The organism is Candidatus Poriferisodalis sp. (genome assembly GCF_965215815.1).
In the GTDB taxonomy this organism is placed as follows: Bacteria; Actinomycetota; Acidimicrobiia; order Acidimicrobiales; family Poriferisodalaceae; genus Poriferisodalis.
Map to the genome: position 1 here is coordinate 222,684 of NZ_CBDCEO010000013.1, position 19,290 is coordinate 241,973.

General features: G+C 66.7%; 17 protein-coding genes. 6 read left to right on the forward strand and 11 right to left on the reverse strand.

Features of this window, described 5'->3' with window-relative positions:
• Positions 1–37: 37 nt before the first annotated feature.
• From ACOOHB_RS11025 to ACOOHB_RS11070, 10 genes are all read right to left on the reverse strand, one after another.
• Positions 38–1,222, reverse strand: a complete 1,185-nt coding sequence (locus ACOOHB_RS11025; RefSeq protein WP_420444891.1) for an Mrp/NBP35 family ATP-binding protein — start codon at positions 1,220–1,222, stop codon at positions 38–40.
• A gap of 167 nt (positions 1,223–1,389) precedes the next feature.
• Positions 1,390–2,595 carry a cytochrome c-type biogenesis protein CcmH gene (locus ACOOHB_RS11030; protein WP_420444892.1) on the reverse strand — a complete coding sequence of 402 codons (1,206 nt, stop codon included), beginning with the start codon at positions 2,593–2,595 and terminating at the stop codon, positions 1,390–1,392.
• Between the two features lie 7 nt (positions 2,596–2,602).
• Positions 2,603–3,319, reverse strand: coding sequence for a TlpA family protein disulfide reductase (locus tag ACOOHB_RS11035; RefSeq protein ID WP_420444893.1), 717 nt, complete (start codon positions 3,317–3,319; stop codon positions 2,603–2,605).
• A complete protein-coding gene (locus ACOOHB_RS11040; RefSeq protein WP_420444894.1) occupies positions 3,316–5,310 on the reverse strand; it encodes a heme lyase CcmF/NrfE family subunit in 1,995 nt (664 codons plus the stop codon). Before ACOOHB_RS11040 ends, ACOOHB_RS11035 begins: the two co-directional genes overlap by 4 nt.
• The gene (locus tag ACOOHB_RS11045; protein ID WP_420444895.1) at positions 5,307–5,870 is read right to left on the reverse strand and encodes a cytochrome c maturation protein CcmE; all 564 of its coding nucleotides are present in this window, start codon (positions 5,868–5,870) and stop codon (positions 5,307–5,309) included. Before ACOOHB_RS11045 ends, ACOOHB_RS11040 begins: the two co-directional genes overlap by 4 nt.
• Positions 5,867–6,031 (reverse strand): hypothetical protein, encoded by a 165-nt coding sequence (locus ACOOHB_RS11050; RefSeq protein ID WP_419554180.1) that lies wholly within the window; start codon positions 6,029–6,031, stop codon positions 5,867–5,869. The genes ACOOHB_RS11045 and ACOOHB_RS11050 overlap by 4 nt, the downstream gene beginning before the upstream one ends.
• Positions 6,028–6,855 (reverse strand): cytochrome c biogenesis protein CcsA, encoded by an 828-nt coding sequence (gene ccsA, locus ACOOHB_RS11055; RefSeq protein WP_420444896.1) that lies wholly within the window; start codon positions 6,853–6,855, stop codon positions 6,028–6,030. The genes ACOOHB_RS11050 and ccsA overlap by 4 nt, the downstream gene beginning before the upstream one ends.
• A 20-nt stretch (positions 6,856–6,875) precedes the next feature.
• Complete coding sequence (locus tag ACOOHB_RS11060) at positions 6,876–7,544, reverse strand: heme exporter protein CcmB (protein WP_420444897.1); 669 nt, start codon at positions 7,542–7,544, stop codon at positions 6,876–6,878.
• A complete protein-coding gene (locus ACOOHB_RS11065; RefSeq protein ID WP_420444898.1) occupies positions 7,534–8,214 on the reverse strand; it encodes an ATP-binding cassette domain-containing protein in 681 nt (226 codons plus the stop codon). The genes ACOOHB_RS11060 and ACOOHB_RS11065 overlap by 11 nt, the downstream gene beginning before the upstream one ends.
• Positions 8,215–8,246: 32 nt before the next feature.
• Positions 8,247–8,465 carry a biotin/lipoyl-binding carrier protein gene (locus tag ACOOHB_RS11070; protein ID WP_420444899.1) on the reverse strand — a complete coding sequence of 73 codons (219 nt, stop codon included), beginning with the start codon at positions 8,463–8,465 and terminating at the stop codon, positions 8,247–8,249.
• 164 nt (positions 8,466–8,629) lie between these two features.
• Here ACOOHB_RS11070 and ACOOHB_RS11075 point away from each other — a divergent pair, with 164 nt between their 5' ends.
• From ACOOHB_RS11075 to ACOOHB_RS11095, 5 genes are all read left to right on the forward strand, one after another.
• Entirely contained in the window at positions 8,630–9,517 is an 888-nt protein-coding gene (locus tag ACOOHB_RS11075) for a DUF5317 family protein (RefSeq protein ID WP_420444900.1), read from the forward strand.
• Positions 9,518–9,707: 190 nt separating this feature from the next.
• Positions 9,708–10,046 carry a hypothetical protein gene (locus ACOOHB_RS11080; protein WP_420444901.1) on the forward strand — a complete coding sequence of 113 codons (339 nt, stop codon included), beginning with the start codon at positions 9,708–9,710 and terminating at the stop codon, positions 10,044–10,046.
• A gap of 11 nt (positions 10,047–10,057) precedes the next feature.
• Complete coding sequence (locus ACOOHB_RS11085) at positions 10,058–11,296, forward strand: CaiB/BaiF CoA transferase family protein (protein WP_420444902.1); 1,239 nt, start codon at positions 10,058–10,060, stop codon at positions 11,294–11,296.
• A gap of 215 nt (positions 11,297–11,511) precedes the next feature.
• The gene (locus ACOOHB_RS11090; protein ID WP_420444903.1) at positions 11,512–14,199 is read left to right on the forward strand and encodes a choice-of-anchor R domain-containing protein; all 2,688 of its coding nucleotides are present in this window, start codon (positions 11,512–11,514) and stop codon (positions 14,197–14,199) included.
• On the forward strand, positions 14,196–15,764 hold the full coding sequence (locus ACOOHB_RS11095) for a choice-of-anchor R domain-containing protein (RefSeq protein WP_420444904.1): 1,569 nt from the start codon (positions 14,196–14,198) through the stop codon (positions 15,762–15,764). The genes ACOOHB_RS11090 and ACOOHB_RS11095 overlap by 4 nt, the downstream gene beginning before the upstream one ends.
• A 311-nt stretch (positions 15,765–16,075) precedes the next feature.
• Here the strand turns inward: ACOOHB_RS11095 and ACOOHB_RS11100 are convergent, their stop codons facing one another.
• Complete coding sequence (locus ACOOHB_RS11100; RefSeq protein ID WP_420444905.1) at positions 16,076–16,402, reverse strand: hypothetical protein; 327 nt, start codon at positions 16,400–16,402, stop codon at positions 16,076–16,078.
• A 218-nt stretch (positions 16,403–16,620) separates the two neighbouring features.
• Between ACOOHB_RS11100 and valS the strand changes: the two genes are divergently transcribed.
• Positions 16,621–19,284, forward strand: a complete 2,664-nt coding sequence (gene valS / locus ACOOHB_RS11105; RefSeq protein WP_420444906.1) for a valine--tRNA ligase — start codon at positions 16,621–16,623, stop codon at positions 19,282–19,284.
• The last annotated feature ends 6 nt before the right edge of the window (positions 19,285–19,290 follow it).

Below are 19,290 nucleotides of genomic sequence, written 5' to 3' on the forward strand. Positions count from 1 at the left end.
TCCGCCCCTGGGCTAACCATCGGCTCCGCCGATGTGCTCACAGCAGCTTCAGACCTTCGTTGTAGCGACGGGTCGGCAGGTGTTCCTCGCAGAGCAGGCGCGCCATGTCCCGGAATATGCCGGCGGTTTCGCTGTCGGGGTCGACAGCGGTGATCGGCATGCCTTCGTCTCCGCCCGCACGCAATTGCGGCACCAGCGGCACCTGACCGAGCAGTGGCACATCCATCTCATCGGCCAGGGCCTGGCCGCCACCCGCGCCGAACAGCTCGTAGCGCTTGCCGTCGTCACCGGTGAACCAGCTCATGTTCTCGATTACCGCCCGCACCTGCAGGTTGACACGCGAGGCCATGTGGGCGGCACGCTGGGCGACCTTCTGGGCAGCGGGCTGCGGTGTGGTCACCACCAGCAGCTCCGAGCGGGGCAGGAATTGCGCCAGCGACAGCGAGATGTCGCCGGTGCCGGGCGGCAGATCGATGAGCAGGTGGTCGGGATCGTCCCAAAAAACATCGGTGAGGAACTGTTCAAGCGCCTTGTGCAGCATCGGGCCGCGCCAGATGACCGGTTGGTCCTCGCGGGCGAAGAAGCCCATCGACATGCACCGCACACCGTGCGCCTCGGTGGGCACCACCATCTGGTCGATCACGGTGGGGGGACGGTTCACGCCGAGCATCCGGGGAATGGAGAAACCCCACACATCGGCGTCGATGATCGCTGTGCGGGTGCCGCGTTGGGCCAGCGCGATCGCGAGATTGACCGTCACGCTGGACTTGCCGACACCGCCCTTGCCGCTGGCCACCAGCAGCACGCGGGTCTTGTTGCCAGCTTGGGCGAACGGCACCGACCGCCCCTCGGCGTGACCGTGACCTTCGTGGGTGCCCGCGGTGGCAGCAGGATCGCCGATGAGCTGAGCCCGCAGCGCCGATTGCTCGGCCTCGTCCATCACGGTGAATTCCACGACCACGTCGTCGATGCCCTCGAGCAGGCACCCGGCCTCGCTGACAGCGTGCGAGACGTGCCCGGCAGCGGGCCAATCGCGCGACGGCAGGGCGACCAGCACCTGTGCGGCACGCCCCGCGACGGCCGCAGCGCGCAGCATGCCCATCTGGCCGATGGGCCGGCGCAGCTCCGGGTCGATCACGCCGGCCACGGCTGCGGCCAGCTGCTGATCGGTGACGGTCGCTGCCCCGCTGTCGGTGGCTGAATTTCGGCGCTTGGCCCTCACTGGGTGCCCCCGACCGGTTGCGATGGATTGCCGCGTGGAGGCTGCACCGGCGTTGCAGCCGCGCCAGCGGCCCGCCTCGCACGCTACTGGCGCGACCGTCGCCGACCGCAGCGGGCTCAGATGGTTGTGTGAATGGCGAACTCGTCTGCGGACATCAAATCGGTCGGCTATTCCTGCTCGGCCTGCATTTCGGCGATTGCGCTCTCGAGCACCGCAGCCATGGCGGGGGGCGGATTGCGCTGGAGCGCCGACTGGTAAAAGCCGATGGCGGCGGGCAGGTCGCGTTCGACAAAGCGGGCCGTGTAGCCGCGGAACACCCATGGATCGAACTCGCCTGGGTTGAGCGCCACCGCCGCATCGAGCGAGGCGATGCCCGCGGCGACTAGCTCGGGATCGGGGATGCGCACCAGCAGCCAGCCACGAAGGGCCAAGGCTTCGGTGTCGCTGGGATCTTCGGCCAGCACCCGGTCGAGATCAACCAGCGCCGATTTCAGGTCACAGCTGGCGGCAAGTGCATCGGTTGTCCCATCGGTGACGGACGAGTCCTGAGCTGACTGCGATTCGCAGCGGCGCAGGTGCAGGCGAGCAGACAGCACGAGTGCGCCGCGCAGGTCGCGCTCGAGACGGAAGATCTCCTCCAGCGTGGCGCGGGACTCGTCGAGCTGGTTCGCAGCGAACTGTCGCTGAGCATCGACCAGCAGCGAACGGGCCGAGCGGTCGATATCTCCCGAGATGGTCTCGCCCGACAGGCGCAGCCCGACCGAACGCGCCACCCCCACGCCAGCCAGCGCGCCAACGAGCACGAGGGCGCCGACGGTGATGACCGAGACGAGACGCATTCGTCGTGTGCGCGGCTCGTCGCGTGAGGGTTGGAGCGTGGAGCTGGATCCGGCCCCGTCATCGGACGCCACCTCAGCAGCTGCCCGAGCCTTCCAGCGACGGGTTGTGACCCACAAGCCAGCCGCAGCCGCAGCGAACGCGGCCACCGGGAGCACCCAAACCAGCGTGCCTACCCCCTCCCCTGGCGGCAGCGCGTTCACGTCATCGCCGTAGGCAGCGGCGAGGTCGGCCTGGATCTCGGAGTCGCTGCGACCGGCGTCCACCCAAAGATCGATCTGGCGCCGCATGGCAGCGGCGGCTGGCGCGTTCGACTCGAGCACGCTCTGGCCGTCGCAGACCGGGCAGAGCGTGGCTTGCTTGAGCTCGTAGGCGCGCTCGGCCTCCGTCGCAGGCGGACGTGACGCCGTAGCGGCGACCACAGCAGCGATGATCGCCACGGCGACAACAACGAGCCAGCCGATGCGCCGCATCCCGGGACCACGGTGCTGCGGCCGGGTCGGCGCGGCAGGCGGGGTGCCCTCTGGCGAGCTCATGGCGCGCTCACGAATCGGGCTGCGACGTCGCTGCGCCCTCGCCAGCGGAACCCAGCAGCAGCGCGATGACAGCGTCGGGATCGTCAGCGCTGATCTGACCCTGCCAGCGGGCCGCCACGATGCCCTCGGGCGTGATCAGGAACGACTCGGGCGGCCGCAGCACTCCGAACTCGACGGCCCATCGAGAATCGGGGTCGTCGACGACCGGCCAATTGCCTCCAAGGCGCTCATAGAACGCGACGGCGTCGTCGGTCCGGTCGCCGAACGGGACAGCAATCAAGGCGCCGTCATAGGGATGGCGGAAGACCCATTCGGCCAGTGCAGGGTGTTCGCGCTCGCACGGCACGCACCACGACGCAAAGAAGTTGACGAGCACCCACCGGGGCGACGCTGCGTCGATGTCGAAACGCGCCACGCCGTCGGGACCGATATGCACACCCGGCATCGCCTGCGCACCGCCGGCCTGCACGAACTGCTCCTGCGGCCAGAGCAGCTCGCCTCGAAGCGGTGGCACCAATTCGCCGATGAGCGGGCTTGCAGCCCGGATGCTGCCGCCGTCGGAGTCTCGCGTCGCCAGGAGCGCGATCAGGCCCGCTGCCGCCAGTCCGACGAGCACAGCCGTGATTCGAACCCAGGCTCGGCGGCGCGGCACCTCCTCGCTGCTTTCGCTGTCGAGGGGAGCTTGCGGCTCGGCGCTCGACATCCCTTCAGGCTCCAGCGTCACGAGCGGTGCTCCCCTGCAGCCGCAGCGGCTCGGTCCTGTGCAGAGTCGACGGTTAGGCGCGCACCGCCCCCGCGCGGCACCCGGTCCCGCGCTCCGATGCGGGTCGGCACCAATGCCGCAGCAATACCCAGCGCAAGCACAGCGCCGCCCAGCCACATCCACGCCACCAGTGGCTTGATGAGCACACGCAGCGCCACCTCGCTGGTGCCCTCTTCGGGAATGGTCGCAAGCGACAGATACACGTCGTCGACCAGGCTCGTCGCCACCGACGGCGTCGAGATCGGCTGGCCGAATTCGGCGAAGCGCGTCACCGCAGGCTCGAAGGTGCCCCGGTCTTCCACGTCCACCCGCACCCGGACCACCCGGTTGCCGTTTTCGATCCTGTCGGTCAGGCCCAGGTAGGTGACTTCGTGGCCCGCGACCACGCCGGACTCGCCCGGCGACAGCGTGAACTCGCCTTCGGACCCGTATGCATTCGACGCGATGAAACCGAATGCGATCACGCCAACGCCGATATGGGCGATCATGCCGCCGCCGGTGCGGCCGAGCAAGCCACGCCAGCCGTTGCGCCGCACGCCCAGCGATAACAGCCGCGTGGCGCTGCCGATCACGAATCCACCCAAGCCCAGCGCCAGCACCGGCCACAGACCGCGCGCACCGGCCCACAACGACAACACCATGGTCAGCGCGCCGATCGCAGCCGGCCACAGCATCCGCTTCGAACGCAGCTCAGCAGACGTGTCACGCCAATTCAGCGCCGGGGACAGGGCCATCAACCCGAGCAGTGCGATGCCCACCGGTGCCAGCATCCGATCGAAGTAGGGCCGCCCGACAGCCAACCGTTCCTGCGAGATCGCCTCGGCCAAGAGCGGGAACACCGTGCCGAGCAGCACCACGAACGCCGCCACCGCAAACAGCAGGTTGTTCCCCAGGAACGACCCTTCCCGTGACCAGATCGATCCCAAGCTGGCGGGCTTTCGCAGCGCTTCGCCGCGCCACGCCACCAGCACCACACCGGTAGCCACGATCACGGCGAAGAACGCCAGCAGCAACGGCCCCAGCGAGGACTCGCTGAACTCGTGCACCGATTCGAGCACGCCCGAGCGGGTCAGGAACGTGCCGAAGATCGTCAACGCAAACGTCACGATGAGCAACGACAGGTTCCACACACGCAGCATCTGGCGCCGCTGCTGGGTGATGAGCGAGTGCACGAACGCTGTGGCGGTCAGCCACGGCAGCAGCGAGGCGTTCTCGACGGGATCCCACGCCCAGTACCCGCCCCAACCCAGGACCTCGTACGACCACCAGGCGCCCAGCAGGATTCCCGTACCCAAGCTGCCCCATGCCACGAGCGTCCAGCGGCGTGTATCGGCCAGCCAGCGGCTGTCGAACCGTCCCGTGACGAGCGCAGCCACAGCGAACCCGAACGGCACGGTGAAGCCGACGTACCCGAGGTACAGCATCACCGGGTGAATGGCCATCAGCGGGTGATTGCGCAGCAGCGGATTCAAGCCGCCGCCATCTGCGGGAGGGTTGGCCAGCGTGGCGAACGGGTTCGCCGGGCCTGCGAGCAGTGCAAAGAAGAAGATGCAGACGCCCAACATCACCGCCAGCGCCCATGCCACCGTCGGTTCGGCAGTCCGGCCGCGGAATCTCCACGCGGCCGTGCCGACGTAGCCGCACAGCACCAGTGCCCACAGCAGGATGGACCCTTCGAGCGCGCCCCAGAGTGTCGCCATCTTGTAAATGAACGGGGTGGCGATGGTGGAGTTGCGCGCCACGTAGGCGAGCGAGAAATTGTCGCTGAGCAGCGCGAACTCCATCGAGCCAACGGCCAGCACGCAGCCCGCAGCCATTGCCGCGATCCACGCCAGCGCCCCGCGGCACCGCTCGGGCTGCTTAAGTGCTCTCGCAGCGACCAGCGTTCCGGCACCGCCAAGCGCGCTGACGAGGCCGACGGCCACGCCGAGCGTGCCCAGCACGGCGATCACAGTCGGGGCACCTCGAACGGGCACTTGTCCAGGAAGCCCTCGGGCGGTTCGTCGAGATCACCGAGGCGCTCCTCGTTCGCCGCCTCGTATTCATTGGTGTGCTTGATGAGCATGTTGTCGCTCGAGAAGAAGTGGGTGTCGCGACCGGCAACCGTCACGACGTCACCTTGCACCCAGCGTCCTTCGAGCACTACCGGGATCCACGGCGATTCGAACAGGTCTGGGGGGTCGACGGAGTGGCGCACCGACACCGACGCGCAGTTGTGGACCACCTCGAAGGCGGTCACGCCGCCATCGAGGACCACTGACGCAGGCACCACGCGTCCCTGCAGACGGAACCGGCGCTCGCCGAGCTCGACGCGCTCGGCGATGGCCTCATCGGCGTTGCGGAAGAACAGGGTGGCGTTGCGCAGGCCGGCAATCGCTGCCGCGCCGCCCGCGATGAGCAGCAGCAACACGAACCCACCGACCAGGGCCTTGCGTCGGCGCCCCATGTCCCTGCGTGCCGCTGCACGATCAGAAGCCTCCTCGATTGGGTGCCGGGGGCTGAGATCCGTCATGTCTGTGCGGTCTCGTTGCTCGGATCCCCCGCAGACTCTGTCTTGCCAATCCCCAGGTCCCGACCGAGTGCGCGGCCGCGCCGGACTAGCCAGAGGGCGTACGTCACAACGGCGGCCGCCACCAGTACGTACCCAGTGAGCACGTTTGCTGCGTAGGTCATCGTCCCGCCGCCTGTTCGCTGCGGCGTTCTTCGAGGAGCTCTTCCAAGGTTGCTTCCTCGGCGAGTTCTTCGAGACGCAGCACTCGGTAACGATGGATGCCGATCCACAGCGCCACCACAGTGAAGACGGCCCATGAATACAGGAGGGTCCAGTAGATCTCGCCGGCGAAATTGCGGTCGCCCCCGGGCCCGAGCTCCAAGCTGGCCTCTTGATGCAGCGTGCGCCACCAATCCACCGAGTAGTGGACGATCGGCAGGTTGACGACCGCGATGAGGGCCATGACCGCCGACCGCCGTGCCCTGGAGCGAGGCTCGGCGGGCAAGCGCCGCAGGGCCAGATAGCCGAGATAGGTCACGAACAGCAGGACGGTGGTGGTCAGCCGGGCGTCCCACTGCCAGTAGGTGCCCCAGGTCACCTTCCCCCACAGCGACCCGGTCACCAGCGTGAGTGCGGTGAACAGCACGCCGAGCTCGGCGGCAGCTCCAGCTACGCGGTCCCAGTGCCGCGCCTGCCGATCGGCGATGACGCCTTCCAACCCTCCGGCGCCGCTGCGGGTCCGCCACAGCACTTTGGCGCTTGCGAATGCGGTCAGCAAGAAGCCGCCATAGGCGACCCAGATCGAGGGCACGTGCACGTACATCAGCCGCACGGCGTCACCTTGCACTGCGTCGGCAGGCGAGATCCACAGCGCCAGCAGCGCCATCACGGCGACTGCTGCGATCGCGACCACACCCAGCACCCGGGTCGCGACACTGCCGGTCATCGACAGCGACGCGGTGCGTTGCGCCTGCTGGCGAAGGTCGGGCTCAGCGGCCCCGATCATCGTGAGCCCGCGTTCATGACTCAGGCGTCCTCCAGCAGCGGACCAGCCGCCGCCCAGCCCACTGCGATGTAGGTGACCAGCACCACAGCCAGCAGTGCTGTCCAGCTCCAGCCTTGGTCGGCGCTGGTCCCGAGCGCCACGTCGAACGCCCGGGTCCCGGCCAAGAGCACCGGTGCTGCCACCGGGATCAGCAGCAGCGGGAGCAGGGTATCCGCCGACCGCAGACCTACCGTCATCGCCCCGTACAGCGTCCCGCAGATGGCAAACGCAGCTGTGCCACAGAGCCCTGCGACAACGACCAGGAGCCAGTCGTCGACGGTGACCGAGTAGAGCACCAGCAGACCCGCAGCGGTGAATACGGCGACCACGATGAGCTGGATGGCCAGCGCTGCCGCCTTGCCCCAGAGGATGGCCGCGGACGCCAGCCCGCCGAGGCGCAGCGCGTCCAGGTTCCCACCTTCGGCCTCGATGTCGAAGCTGCGCTTCGCCCCGAGCACGCCTCCGAACAAGACGGCCACCCAAAACAAACCGCCCGCCCCGGCGCCGAGCAAGGACGGGTTTGCGTCGAATGCGAATGCGAAGACCACAAGGATGAGCAGCACCGTCGGGACGATTTGGATGAGCGTGATGCGGGCCCGTCGCTCGACGGTCAGGTCCTTGCGGCAGACGAGCCAGATCTCACGCCACATCGGTTGGACCGTCCGTGCTTGGCGCGGCAGCGGTCGCCTCGACCCGGCCGCCAGCGAGCACTACCTGGCGCGCGGCCGCGACCCCTGCACGGCCCGTTTCGTGTGTCGCGAACATCACCGTGGCTCCCGCCTCGACGGCGTCGGCCAGCAACTCGTCGAGCGCGTCCCTGCTCGACTCGTCAAGTCCGGCGTGCGGCTCGTCGAGCAGCCACAGCCGCGGGCGGGCGATGGTCAGACAGGCCAGCGCCACTCGCCGCTGCTGCCCCTCAGAGAGCCGTCGAATGGCAACTGCGGTCAGGCGACCACCGAGTGCGAAGCGTTCGACCGCGGCTGACACCTCGGCGGGGGCCGCGCTATGCAGGGCCGCGCAGTGGCGCAGCTGGTCGTCAACTCTCAGATCGCCGTAGAGCGGTGCCCGATGTCCCAGCAATCCGACGTGACGCCGGACTGAGCGACGGTCTGCGATGAGGTCGAAGCCCAGCACCTCGGCTCGCGCGCCTCGTAAGGGCACGAGACCCGCACATGCCCGCAGCAACGTGCTCTTGCCTGCGCCGTTGGGACCCCTCAGGCAGACCATCTCGCCGGTTTGCACGGTGAGGTCAGCACCCGCCAATGCAGGAAAGCGGTCCAACAGGGCCACGACGCCCTCGAAGGCAACGGCAGCTGCCACGGAGCGTCAAGGCTACGGGTGGGTTCGGTCGCTCAGGGCGTCGCGACCACCGCAAGCACATCGCCCTCGGCGACGGCGTCGCCCTCGGCCACATGCATCTGCGCCAGCGTGCCGTCGGTGGGAGCAGTGACAGGGATCTCCATCTTCATGGACTCGAGGATGAGCAATTCGTCGCCAGCAGCGACGGCGGTTCCCACCTCGGCAACCACCTTCCACACGGTCGCGGTCAACTCAGCTCGAACGTCCAACAAGTCGTTTCTCCTCCACGGAACCCGGGGCGAAAAGCCTGCGCAAAGCTAATCGAGGCGGCAACCGAACGCCCAGGACTCGTGGTTGGCACCTCTGTTGGCGACGTCTTGTTTGGCGCCTCACCATCCACAAGTGCGCGCGAACCGGTCTGTACTGTCGACATGCGGTGTTCTTCATCGTGCTTGTGGCGACCATTGGAATTTGCACCGGCTTCGCCCTTGCACTCGTCACTGGCGGCACGCCGCGCGAGATCTTCGGCAGGCTGCGAGCACTCCGGATCAACCATTGGCCAGTGCTCGCGCTCGGTGTTGTCCTGTCGCTCGCTGTCGGTTTGGACACCAACATGCTCGCGGGTCGCTTCGCGCTGGGTGTCTCGCTTGCGCTGCTGCTCGCAGGTTGCCTGCTCAACCGGCACCTCACCGGTGCGTGCATCGCTGCGGTCGGCATTGCGGCAAACCTCGCAGTGCTCCTCGTGAACGGCTACCTGCCAGTGAACGAGAGCGCTGTGGTGGCTGCAGGCATCATCGACTTCGACGGACTTGACCGGGTACTGCTCGGCGCTGCCCGACGGTGGTCGGACGACGCGACGATTGCCGCGTGGCTGGGCGGTGCAATCCCGCTCGCACCGCTGAGAGATGTCATCACGCTGGGCGATCTGGTGACCGCCGCCGGTTTGGCCAACATCGGATTCCGGCTCATGTGGCCGGCGGCGTGGGATCTACGACGGCTCGAAGCGGTGTCGGCAAGCAATCTTGAGGACTACGACGATGGGACCGTCGTGCTCAGGCCGGTGGCACCGTCCACAACCCTGGAGCATCCGCCGCTGGTCGGCGCGGCAGCAGCGTCGCCAGCAACGCCAGCACGAACGGCACCCACAGCTCCGGCGGAACCGCCGAGCCCCGTGCCGGCACACAACGAGCCGGCGTGGGCATCGCGAGTCGAACCAGCACCGTGGCCGGCCCCTGCACCGTGGCCCAATGAAGTCGAAACCCCCGAACGCACCTCGAGCGGCGAGCGCACCGAAGCCCACGATCCGCAGCTCTTCGGAGCCTGAACGCCTTTCACGCTTTCTTTGTGCAAATTTGCCGCCTGTGGCGGCATTTCTGCACAAAGTTTGGGCGGTCGGGGCAGGCAGGCATCGCCGCTTATCGGCAGTCTGCGGCTGCGGCGCCGACGCGTAATACCGCGCCAACGACGGCACGACGATGCCTGTGCCGAGATCCGTGACGAGATAATGGGGGGTCGTGGCCACCTCCCGGAAGTCCAATCGCGAGATGCCCGACATTGATCGCGGCCCAGCGCATGCGCCAAGCGATCCCGTCGACGATGTTCTCGTTCGACGAGCGCGGCTGAAGCGGATCTCCAGCCTCGGACAACGGACGGGGTACGGCCTGTATGTGGCGTCGCTTGTCTGCGGCGCCATCGGCATCCGCTGGGGATACACCCCGCTGCTCGCCACGCTGATCGCCGTGGCGCTCGTGGTCGGATCGATGCTGCTTGCGCCCTCCATCGTCATGAGCCACGGCATCAAAGCCGCCGAGCGCGATGAGCGTCGAGCCGCGGCGACCAGATCGACACAGTGAACGAGGATCGAATGCCAACCACAGCAGGCACTGAAACTGCGGGCGACAACCAGCATTCAGGCGCGCTCGACGGCATACGCGTTATCGATCTGACAACAGTGCTCATGGGACCGCTGGCATGCCGAATGCTGGGAGATCACGGCGCCGACGTAATCAGAGTGGAAACGCTCGACGGCGACTCCACGCGCAACGGCCTGCCGGCCCGGTCCGCTGGCATGTCTGGGTTCAGCCTCAACATTCAGCGCAACAAGCGCTCGCTGGCGCTGGATCTCAAGTCCCCGGCCGGGCGTGAGGCAATGGAAAGGCTGCTGGCCAGCGCTGACGTGCTCATCACCAACATGCGAGCGGCGGCCCTCGAACGCCTCGGTCTCGATGCCGACACCCTGCGGGCTCAGCACCCGCAGCTCATCTGCTGCCGAGCAAACGGCTACGGCAGCGGCGGTCCATATCGCGACAAACCCGCCTACGACGACGCGATCCAGGCCGCTTCGGGCCTGTCGGATCTGATCGGTCGTATCACCGGCGAACCCGGCTTCGTGCCTGCTGTGATTGCCGACAAGGTCACCGGACTGCATGTCGTCGAAGCTGTACTCGCCGCCCTCTTCCACCGTGAGCGCACCGGAGTGGCCCAGGTCATCGAGGTGCCCATGTTCGAGACGATGGTGGCGTTCAATCTGGTGGAGCATTACCGCGGCGCAGTGTTCGAGCCACCAGAGGGACCCTTCGGCTACGACCGGTTGCTGACTCCGCACCGGCGTCCCTACCCCACTGCCGACGGCTGGGTGTGCCTGCTGCCCTACAACGATGCGCAGTACCGGGCCTTCTTCAAATTCGTCGACCGGCCCGAGTTGGCTGACGATCCACGCTTCGCGAGCCACAACAGCCGGATTTCGCACGTCGACGAGCTGTATGCGTTGTTCGGTGAGCTCTCGGTGCGCCGCACGACGGACGAGTGGATCTCCTACTGCGACGAGCACTCGATCCCGGTCGCGAGGGTCATGGACCTGGCGGATCTCGACGGCGATCCTCAGCTGGCTGCGGTCGGCCTGGTGAGCATCTCAGAGCATCCCACTGAAGGGGCGTACCGCTACGTGGCTGACCCGGTTGTCTATTCCGAGACGCCGACGCGCCTGCGCCGTCATGCACCGCTGCTCGGCGAGCACGCGGTCGAGATTCTCAGCGAGCTCGGCTACGACGCGGCCGAGATTGACGGCTTGCGAGACAAGGGCGTCATCGTCGTGCCGGGCTAGCGGGCCCGTCGAGCGAGCAGCCGTGACAGGGGTCCCTGATTTGGATCCGGCTGGACCGACTAGCGGGGCCCCGTCATGAGCATTGTGCGCTAAATTCAGATGTTCATGATCATTTTTCACGCAATGTTGAACGCCTCGGCCCAGATCGCGCGGGCGTCTTCAGTACCCCCCCCCCCCCGGAGTTATGGAGGGTGTCGGCAGGCCGGGTGTAAGTCGTGACCGGCTCGCGGCGCCTGGCGCCGCTCTCCATGCTGCTCATCGGGACGGCGGTCCTCGTGGCTCTGATCGGCCCGGGAGCAACGGCCCGGGCCCAGGCCCCCGACGAGCGCACGCCTCCCTCGAACCTTTTGGCCCGCTTGGTGCAAGGCGGGGTGGAGCTCACGTGGGACGCCCCGCTCGCCGAGAATGACGAATCCGTGGACGGCTACGAGATCCTGCGCCGCCGGCCCGACCGGGGCGAACAGACGCTCACGACGCTGGTGTCCGACACCGCCACGACCGATACCACGTACTTCGACGCCACGGCCACGGTGCCCGGTGAGCGCTACAGCTACCGGGTACAGGCGATCAGGGGTGGTGTGAGGAGTCGCTCGTCCAACACCGCCACGGTGCTGGTGCTGCTGTCCGCACCAACCACGCGGCTGGTGAGCAATGTTGGCCAGTCGTCGGCGGTCGAGTCCGATGTCGCTCAGCAGTACGCCTTGGGGTTCAGGCTGGGCAGTCACGGCCAGGGCTATGAGATCTCGGGCGTGTCGATCGAGTTGGCCGCGGTGCCGTCTGATCTGAGCGTGTCGCTGTGGATCGGCGGCCCTGCTGGGACGGCCGTTAACGGCGCTTCGAGTGTGCAACGCGAGCTGTTCGAGTTCGACGGCCCGGCCTCGTTCGGGGTCGGCCTGAACGAGTTCACGGCTCCTGAAGGGTCTTTCGCGTACCCGAATGTCAACTACTTCATCGTGCTGTCGGGTTTCGGCTCGTCGCTGTCGATCATGGAGACGGCATCCGACGATGAGGATCCCGGCGGCGAGCCGCAGGCCGTCCTGTTCGACTCGGCGATGGTCCGAGCGCTGGGTTCGACCGGACGCTGGGATGGTCCCGCGACGCGCGGCGGCGCGCTGCGGCTGGCCCTCGAGGGCTCGAGGCGGGACCGCGGCGTCCTGGCTGCGAACTTCACGGGAGTCACGGATTTCCAAGAAATCGTCTCGACCGGCGACGACTGCTGTTTTGAGATGCACGTCGGGTCAGCGGACCGCTACCTCATCCGCGGTGTTTCTGTGGCGGCGGACGACTCAACAAGCAGAAGCGGCTTCTTCGGTCTCCCGTTCGACCTGCAAGACAGCTCGGGCGCCACGCTGTTCACCCTGCCCCATGCGTCTGCCCAAGGAAGCCTGGTGGCTGCCCCACTACACCTGGCTTCCCCGGCAGGCATGTCTGACTGGACGGCTCCCCAAGGCGCAACCGTGGCCGGCAGCAGCTCGTACGTCTTCCACATGAACATCGTGAGCATTGCCGGGGACACCCAGGGCACAACGCGGGGAGGCATCATCAACGGCCGCATATTCTGCTCCGAAATAGCCGACTACACGGACGCTCCGTCGGCGCCGGGCGTGACCCTCTCAGAGCATGGGAATATCGCCTGCCCCACGCCGATGATGGCCGTCGACGGGGAGCCGCTCCACGCGATGGCGTCGAACCTGAGACAGGACAACGACAGCTACGCCACCGCCACATCCGCCAATGACGTGATATCGCAGGGCTTCGCGACCGGACCCAGCGCGTACGGGTACCGATTGCAGGGCATCGGCGTCAACGTCGAAGGCTCCGACGACACGAACAACGACCCCCAGATACCCGACGGACCGTCGTCGGTGAAGGTGGCCGTGCACGCCGACACGGGCGGCAAGCCCGGCGACAAGCTGTTCGACCTCGTCAGCCCCGACGACTACGCAGCAGGCAAGCTCAGCTTCTTCGAGGCACCCACGGGAACCAGGCTGGCGCCCGACACCTCCTACGTCATGGTCTGGACCTACCACAACGGCGAGGAGCACAGACTGCGCCGAACCTCAAGCAACGACGAGGACCAACCCGAGACACTCAACGGCTTCGCCCTGGCCGACGCGTTCTACCGCGGCGCCGACCTGAACAGCGTGACGGTGTCCACAGGAAGCCACGCACTCGAGATCGCCGTCTACGGCGAGGCCGTCGAGGGCAGCTTCGTGGGCAGCGCCAGGTCCGTGAGCAGCGGTTACCAGGTGACCCCGGACTGGCTCCACGCACCGCACGACGCCCGTGTCGGGGACCAGTTCAGGGTGGTCTTCGTCACACACCACCCAACGGGCGCCGTGTCCGGGGACATAGAGGAATACAACGAACTTGTCCAGTTCGAAGCCTCCGGCCGCAGCAGACGGGACGAGACATCGGCGCCATTCACCGATCGGGTGATACGCAGCGTCGCTTCGGAGTTCAAAGCGGTGGTCTGCACCGCTGCGGTCGACGCGCGGACCAACACCGCGATGACCGACGCCTTTGGCGCGACGATCCGCTGGCTGGACGGCGGCTGGGAGGATCGCCCCACGCTGATCGCCGACTCCTACGACCAGTTCTACAGCGGCGCGTGGGTCAACAGCGACCATGGCGCCTACGCCGCCGGGAACACCGCCCACTTCAACCCGAGCCACATGATCTGGACCGGGTGCGACGCCCAAGGCGCCTCGCATCCCGAAGTCCCGATGGGCACGAACTCGCCCACGGAGATGGTCGCGGTGGGCACACCGAACGATCCCAACGACAACTACGCCCCCATCGGCGCCGTCGACGTGGGTTCGGGGTACGTGGCGCGCCCTCGCCAGACGCTGCTGTCGCTCTACGCGATCTCGCCCGTCTTCACGATCGTCCCCGAGAGATGACCCCGGTCGTCGACGTCACCGCGCAACCGACCCGGGCCCTGACCCCGCGGGGCATCGCGGCGGCCTTGCTGGCGACGGTGCTGGCAGCCATGGCGGTCTGGGCGACGCCGGCGTCGGCGGACACGCAGGAGCCCGCAGAGCCGGTCTGGTCGGCCGACATGACAGTGACCGAGTACACCAACGTCTCGGTCGGGGCAGCCAGCGCCGACCTGTTCTCCAATGTGGGCGGCAGCGGCGACCTGCAGATCAAGTCGCTCTGGTCCTACACACCGCACCGCGACCTGCGCCTGGCATTCCAGGAAGGCGTTCCCGACGCTGCGGACTACACCCTGCAGGTCGGCGACCTCTCCCTGGGGTTCCCCGCGGGCACCTCCGGCGCCAGCAGCTTCAAATGGCACGACGTGGACGCCGACTGGGAACACGGCCAACTCATTCGCGTACGCATTGTTCCCACGGCCGACATCGACGCTTTTCAGGCCGACACGCCGGTCCCAGATGTCCACACCATCAACGAGGCGCTGAGCAGAATCGCGACGGCGGACAAAGACAGCAGCGAACCCGAGCCGCAGTTCCTGGTCAGCAACCTGGGCGTGGGCACCGAAGGCGCCGGCGGGATTCAGCGCACCCTTGACACGGCCCGATCAGGGTTCGCCCAGGCATTCACGACAGGCGCGTCGACCAACGGGTACGCACTCGGCGCCGTCGACATCGCGGTGTCACGCTTCTACGATGCGTCGAACGCGGCAGACCAGCTCCGGGTCACGATCAACGAGGCCGCGAGCGAAGGCGAACCAGGCGACGCGCACTGCACCCTGACCAATCCGTCCACCTTCACCGCACCGGGAGTGATCACCTTCGAGGCGCCGACAGGTGAAGGCTCCTGCCAGCAGCTGGCGACCGAGACAACCTACTTCGTCGTCATCGAGTGGCCCAACCCGAGCGGAACAGACTCATATGCAGTCATTCCCCAGACCTACCCCACCGAGAAGACGGCTGCCACCGAAGAGGACCCCGGCGGTGCCCAAGGCTGGTCAATAGCCGACCGGGCCTACTACCTCACCGCCAGCTCCGACACCCGCACATGGACCGCCTACGACGAGACAGCCAGCTTCAAAATCAAACTGACCGGAACAATCTCAGAACAGACCACCGAAACCGAGACCGAGGCTGAGACCGAAACCGAGACTGAGACCGAAACCGAGACTGAGACCGAACCGGAACCGGTCCCGTTCACCGTCAGCGTGACCGTCGCCGCCCCGACCACCCACAACGGTTCGTCGGAGTTCACCTTCGAACTCGACTTCAGCGAAAACCTCCGCCTGAGCTACAAGACCCTCAAACTCCACGCCTTCAACGTGACAGGCGGATCCGTCAAGAAAGCCCAAAGGACCGACAGGCCCGCCAACATCTCCTGGCGCATCACCGTCAAGCCCGACTCCACCAGCGACGTCACCGTGGTACTGCCGATCCCCAACGACTGCGACGACACAGGCGCCATCTGCACCGACGACGACAGGAAACTGTCCAACCGCTTGGAGTTCACCGTCAGCGACCCACACCAATAGACCACCCACAGATCTCGGCACTGCCTCAACCCACCGACCTACGCCCCGGGCCAGCGAGCAACATGAACCTCACCGGCGACACCGATCAATCGGCGGGCTCACCCCCGCCGCCTACGCTGCAAAACACCAACCGACACGACCGACGACCACTACGAGCCAACACCCATAACGACCGGACCAACTAACGGGTCCCCGTCAGCCGTTCCGAACTCATAGAGGGCAACGCATAAGGCACCCCCCTGAAGGGGTGCCCCTACGTCGGCTAGTTGCCGATAGCGCGGCGCCCTCACGGACGCCGTTCATGACGCTGGCTAGTTGCCGCGTCCTCCAATGCCCTGCTTCAAGGCGCTCATTGCAGCGTCTCGAACCGGGATGAACGCAACAATGGCGATGGCCGTGGCCACATCCATGCCGAAGCGTCCGAGTGACAGCACCTCGAAGCTGGCCCCGTACCCAAACAAGGCTCCGCCGTCATTGGCTTGCGAAACCAGCACTAGCAAGTAGGCCCAGATCAGATTCAGGTTGCTGCCGATAATCGGTATCGACTTCAGCGTGTCGTTTACTTTGACCGTGTCAAGGACACTGTCCACGACGACCATCGCACCCTGGAACACCATGCCCAGGATGATCAGCGTCAAAATTGTCGACATCATGGTTATCGACCCCCTTTGGTCGGCAGTACTTGGCTACGGCTGCCTTCCGCCCCCGCAGTCGGCAACCACCGAACACCCTAGTCAACGTCGTTGCACTTCTGTGACAATTCTGTAACAGTTTTGTTTTTTTGGGATTCACCTCGCGTGCGTGGCGGTCGCTCAGCCTCGGATACCGCCCGAGCGCGCCGGTAGCTTTGCCGCGCATGACGCAGGTGCCCGACAAGCCCACGGTCGACGGGCTCGAGGCGAAGTGGTCGCAGCGCTGGGAGTCCGACGGCGTGTACCGCTTCGATCGCACCGCCACCCGTGAGCAGGTGTTCAGCATCGACACGCCGCCGCCGACCGTCAGCGGTTCGCTGCACATGGGCCACGTCTTCAGCTACACCCACACCGACAACATCGCCCGCTACCGGCGCATGGCCGGCGACGAGGTCTTCTACCCGATGGGCTGGGACGACAACGGCCTGCCGACCGAGCGGCGCGTGCAGAACTACTTCGGCGTGCGCTGCGATCCCATGCTCCCCTACGACGAGAGCTTCGAGCCTCCGGCCGACGGCGGCGATCCGGCGGCGGTCGAGGCACGCGGCGAACTGGCGATCTCGAGGCGCAACTTCATCGAACTGTGTCATGTGCTGACCGCCACCGACGAGCGGACCTTTGAGGAGCTGTGGCGCCAACTCGGACTGAGCGTGGACTGGTCGATGACCTACGCCACGATCGACGAACGCTGCCAGCGAGTCGCTCAGCGTGCATTCCTGGAGAACCTGGCGCGTGGCGAGGCGTACCAGATCGAAGCGCCGTCGCTGTGGGACGTCACCTTCGGCACCGCAGTGGCCCAGGCCGAACTGGAAGACCGCGAGCGGCCCGGCGCCTACCACCGCATCGCTTTCCATCGCCTGGACTCACAAGGCGGCCGCAACGGCCCAGCATCGAAGAGCCCAGCGTCAAGTGGCACAGTCGAGATCGAGACGACCCGGCCGGAACTGCTGGCAGCGTGCGTGGCGCTCGTGGCCCACCCCGATGACGAGCGCTACCAGCCGCTGTTCGGCTCAACCGTGGTGACGCCGCTGTTCGGAGTGGAAGTCCCAGTGGTTGCCCACAAGCTGGCCGAGCCCGAGAAGGGCACCGGCGTCGCCATGATCTGCACCTTCGGCGACACCACCGACGTGACGTGGTGGCGCGAGCTGGACCTGCCCGTGCGGGCGATCGTGGACCGCCGGGGTCGCATTGCTGCGGATCCCCCTCCGGGCATCGACTCGCCCGCGGGGCGCGAGGCGTATGAGCGCCTGGCAGGCCGCACTGTTGGAGGCGCTCGGAACGCGACCGTCGAGCTGCTGCGCGACTCAGGCGAGCTCATCGGCGAACCACGACCCATCACTCACGCGGTGAAGTTCTTCGAGAAGGGCGACCGGCCGCTCGAGATCGTGTCGAGTCGCCAGTGGTACATCCGCAACGGCGGGCGCGATGGGGAGTTGCGTGACGCGCTGATCGCCCGTGGCTCGGAGATGACGTGGCATCCGCCGTACATGCAGGGCCGCTACACGAATTGGATCGAGGGTCTGAACGGCGATTGGCTGATCAGCCGTCAGCGCTTCTTCGGCGTGCCGATCCCGCTGTGGTACCCGCTCGACGACGTCGGCGAGCCGATCTGGCAGCGGCCGCTCGTCCCCGACGACGGTGCTCTGCCGGTTGATCCAGGCAGCGACGTGCCTGCCGGCTACGACGAGTCGCAGCGCGGCCAGCCCGGCGGCTTCGTCGGGGATCTCGATGTGATGGACACCTGGGCAACATCGTCACTGACGCCCCAGATCGCATGCGGGTGGAGTGAGGATCCTGACCTGTGGGCGCGCACCTACCCGATGGACATGCGCCCCCAAGGCCACGACATCATCCGCACCTGGCTGTTCTCGACTGCAGTGCGGAGTCACCTCGGCCACGACTGTGCGCCGTGGCGGCACTGTGCACTGTCGGGCTGGATCCTCGACCCGGACCGCAAGAAGATGTCCAAGTCCAAGGGCAATGTGGTGACGCCGACCGACCTGCTCGACACCTACGGCGCCGACGCCGTTCGCTACTGGGCAGCCAACGGACGGCCCGGCACCGACACCGCCTTCGACGAAGGCCAGATGAAGATCGGGCGCCGCCTGGCGATCAAGCTGTTGAACGCGGCCAGATTCGCACTGACACTGACGGGCGGAGCCACACCGGACGACGCAGCGAGCCCTGGCGATCGCGATACCGCGGTTCGCAACACGCTGGACGCGGCGCTGCTGGCCGAGCTAGCCGAGTTGGTTCGCGTTGCCACCGACGCATTCGAGAACTTCGACTATGCCCGAGCCCTCGAACGCTCCGAGCAGTTCTTCTGGCGTTTCACCGACGATTACGTCGAGCTGGCCAAGGGTCGGGCCTACGGAGGTCAAGGCGCTGAGGCTGCAGCGGACGCACATCTCACGCTGACGGTTGCGCTCGATGTGCTGCTGCGCTTGTTCGCTCCGTTCCTGCCGTTTGTCACCGAAGAGATCTGGTCGTGGTGGCGGCCAGGCTCGGTGCACCAGTCCGATTGGCCCGATGCCGACGAGATTGCGGCGCTGGTACCCGAGGCATCTGCTGGAGCATTCGGGCTCACTGCGTCCGTGCTCAGCGAGGTTCGCCGGGCCAAGACCGAAGCCCGGCGCAGCCTGCGCGTCCCGGCTGAACGGGTGGTCGTCAGTGCCTCGGATGCGGACGTCGCAGTTTTGCAACGGACGCAGTCCGATCTGATCGACGCCGGTCGCATCGAGAAATTGTCGTTCGCGACCGATGATGCGCTCGCGCACCCGACCGTCAGCGTGGTGCTGGCACCCGCCGACGCGCAAGCCAAGAGCTAGGACAAC

Coding starts and splice junctions, on each gene's coding strand:
- valS (WP_420444906.1), top strand. CDS start 16,621: ATGACGCAGGTGCCCGACAAGCCCACGGTCGACGGGCTCGAGGCGAAG.
- ACOOHB_RS11095 (WP_420444904.1), top strand. CDS start 14,196: ATGACCCCGGTCGTCGACGTCACCGCGCAACCGACCCGGGCCCTGACC.
- ACOOHB_RS11085 (WP_420444902.1), top strand. CDS start 10,058: ATGCCAACCACAGCAGGCACTGAAACTGCGGGCGACAACCAGCATTCA.
- ACOOHB_RS11030 (WP_420444892.1), bottom strand. CDS start 2,595: ATGAGCTCGCCAGAGGGCACCCCGCCTGCCGCGCCGACCCGGCCGCAG.
- ACOOHB_RS11045 (WP_420444895.1), bottom strand. CDS start 5,870: ATGACGGATCTCAGCCCCCGGCACCCAATCGAGGAGGCTTCTGATCGT.
- ccsA (WP_420444896.1), bottom strand. CDS start 6,855: ATGATCGGGGCCGCTGAGCCCGACCTTCGCCAGCAGGCGCAACGCACC.
- ACOOHB_RS11060 (WP_420444897.1), bottom strand. CDS start 7,544: ATGTGGCGTGAGATCTGGCTCGTCTGCCGCAAGGACCTGACCGTCGAG.
- ACOOHB_RS11050 (WP_419554180.1), bottom strand. CDS start 6,031: ATGACCTACGCAGCAAACGTGCTCACTGGGTACGTACTGGTGGCGGCC.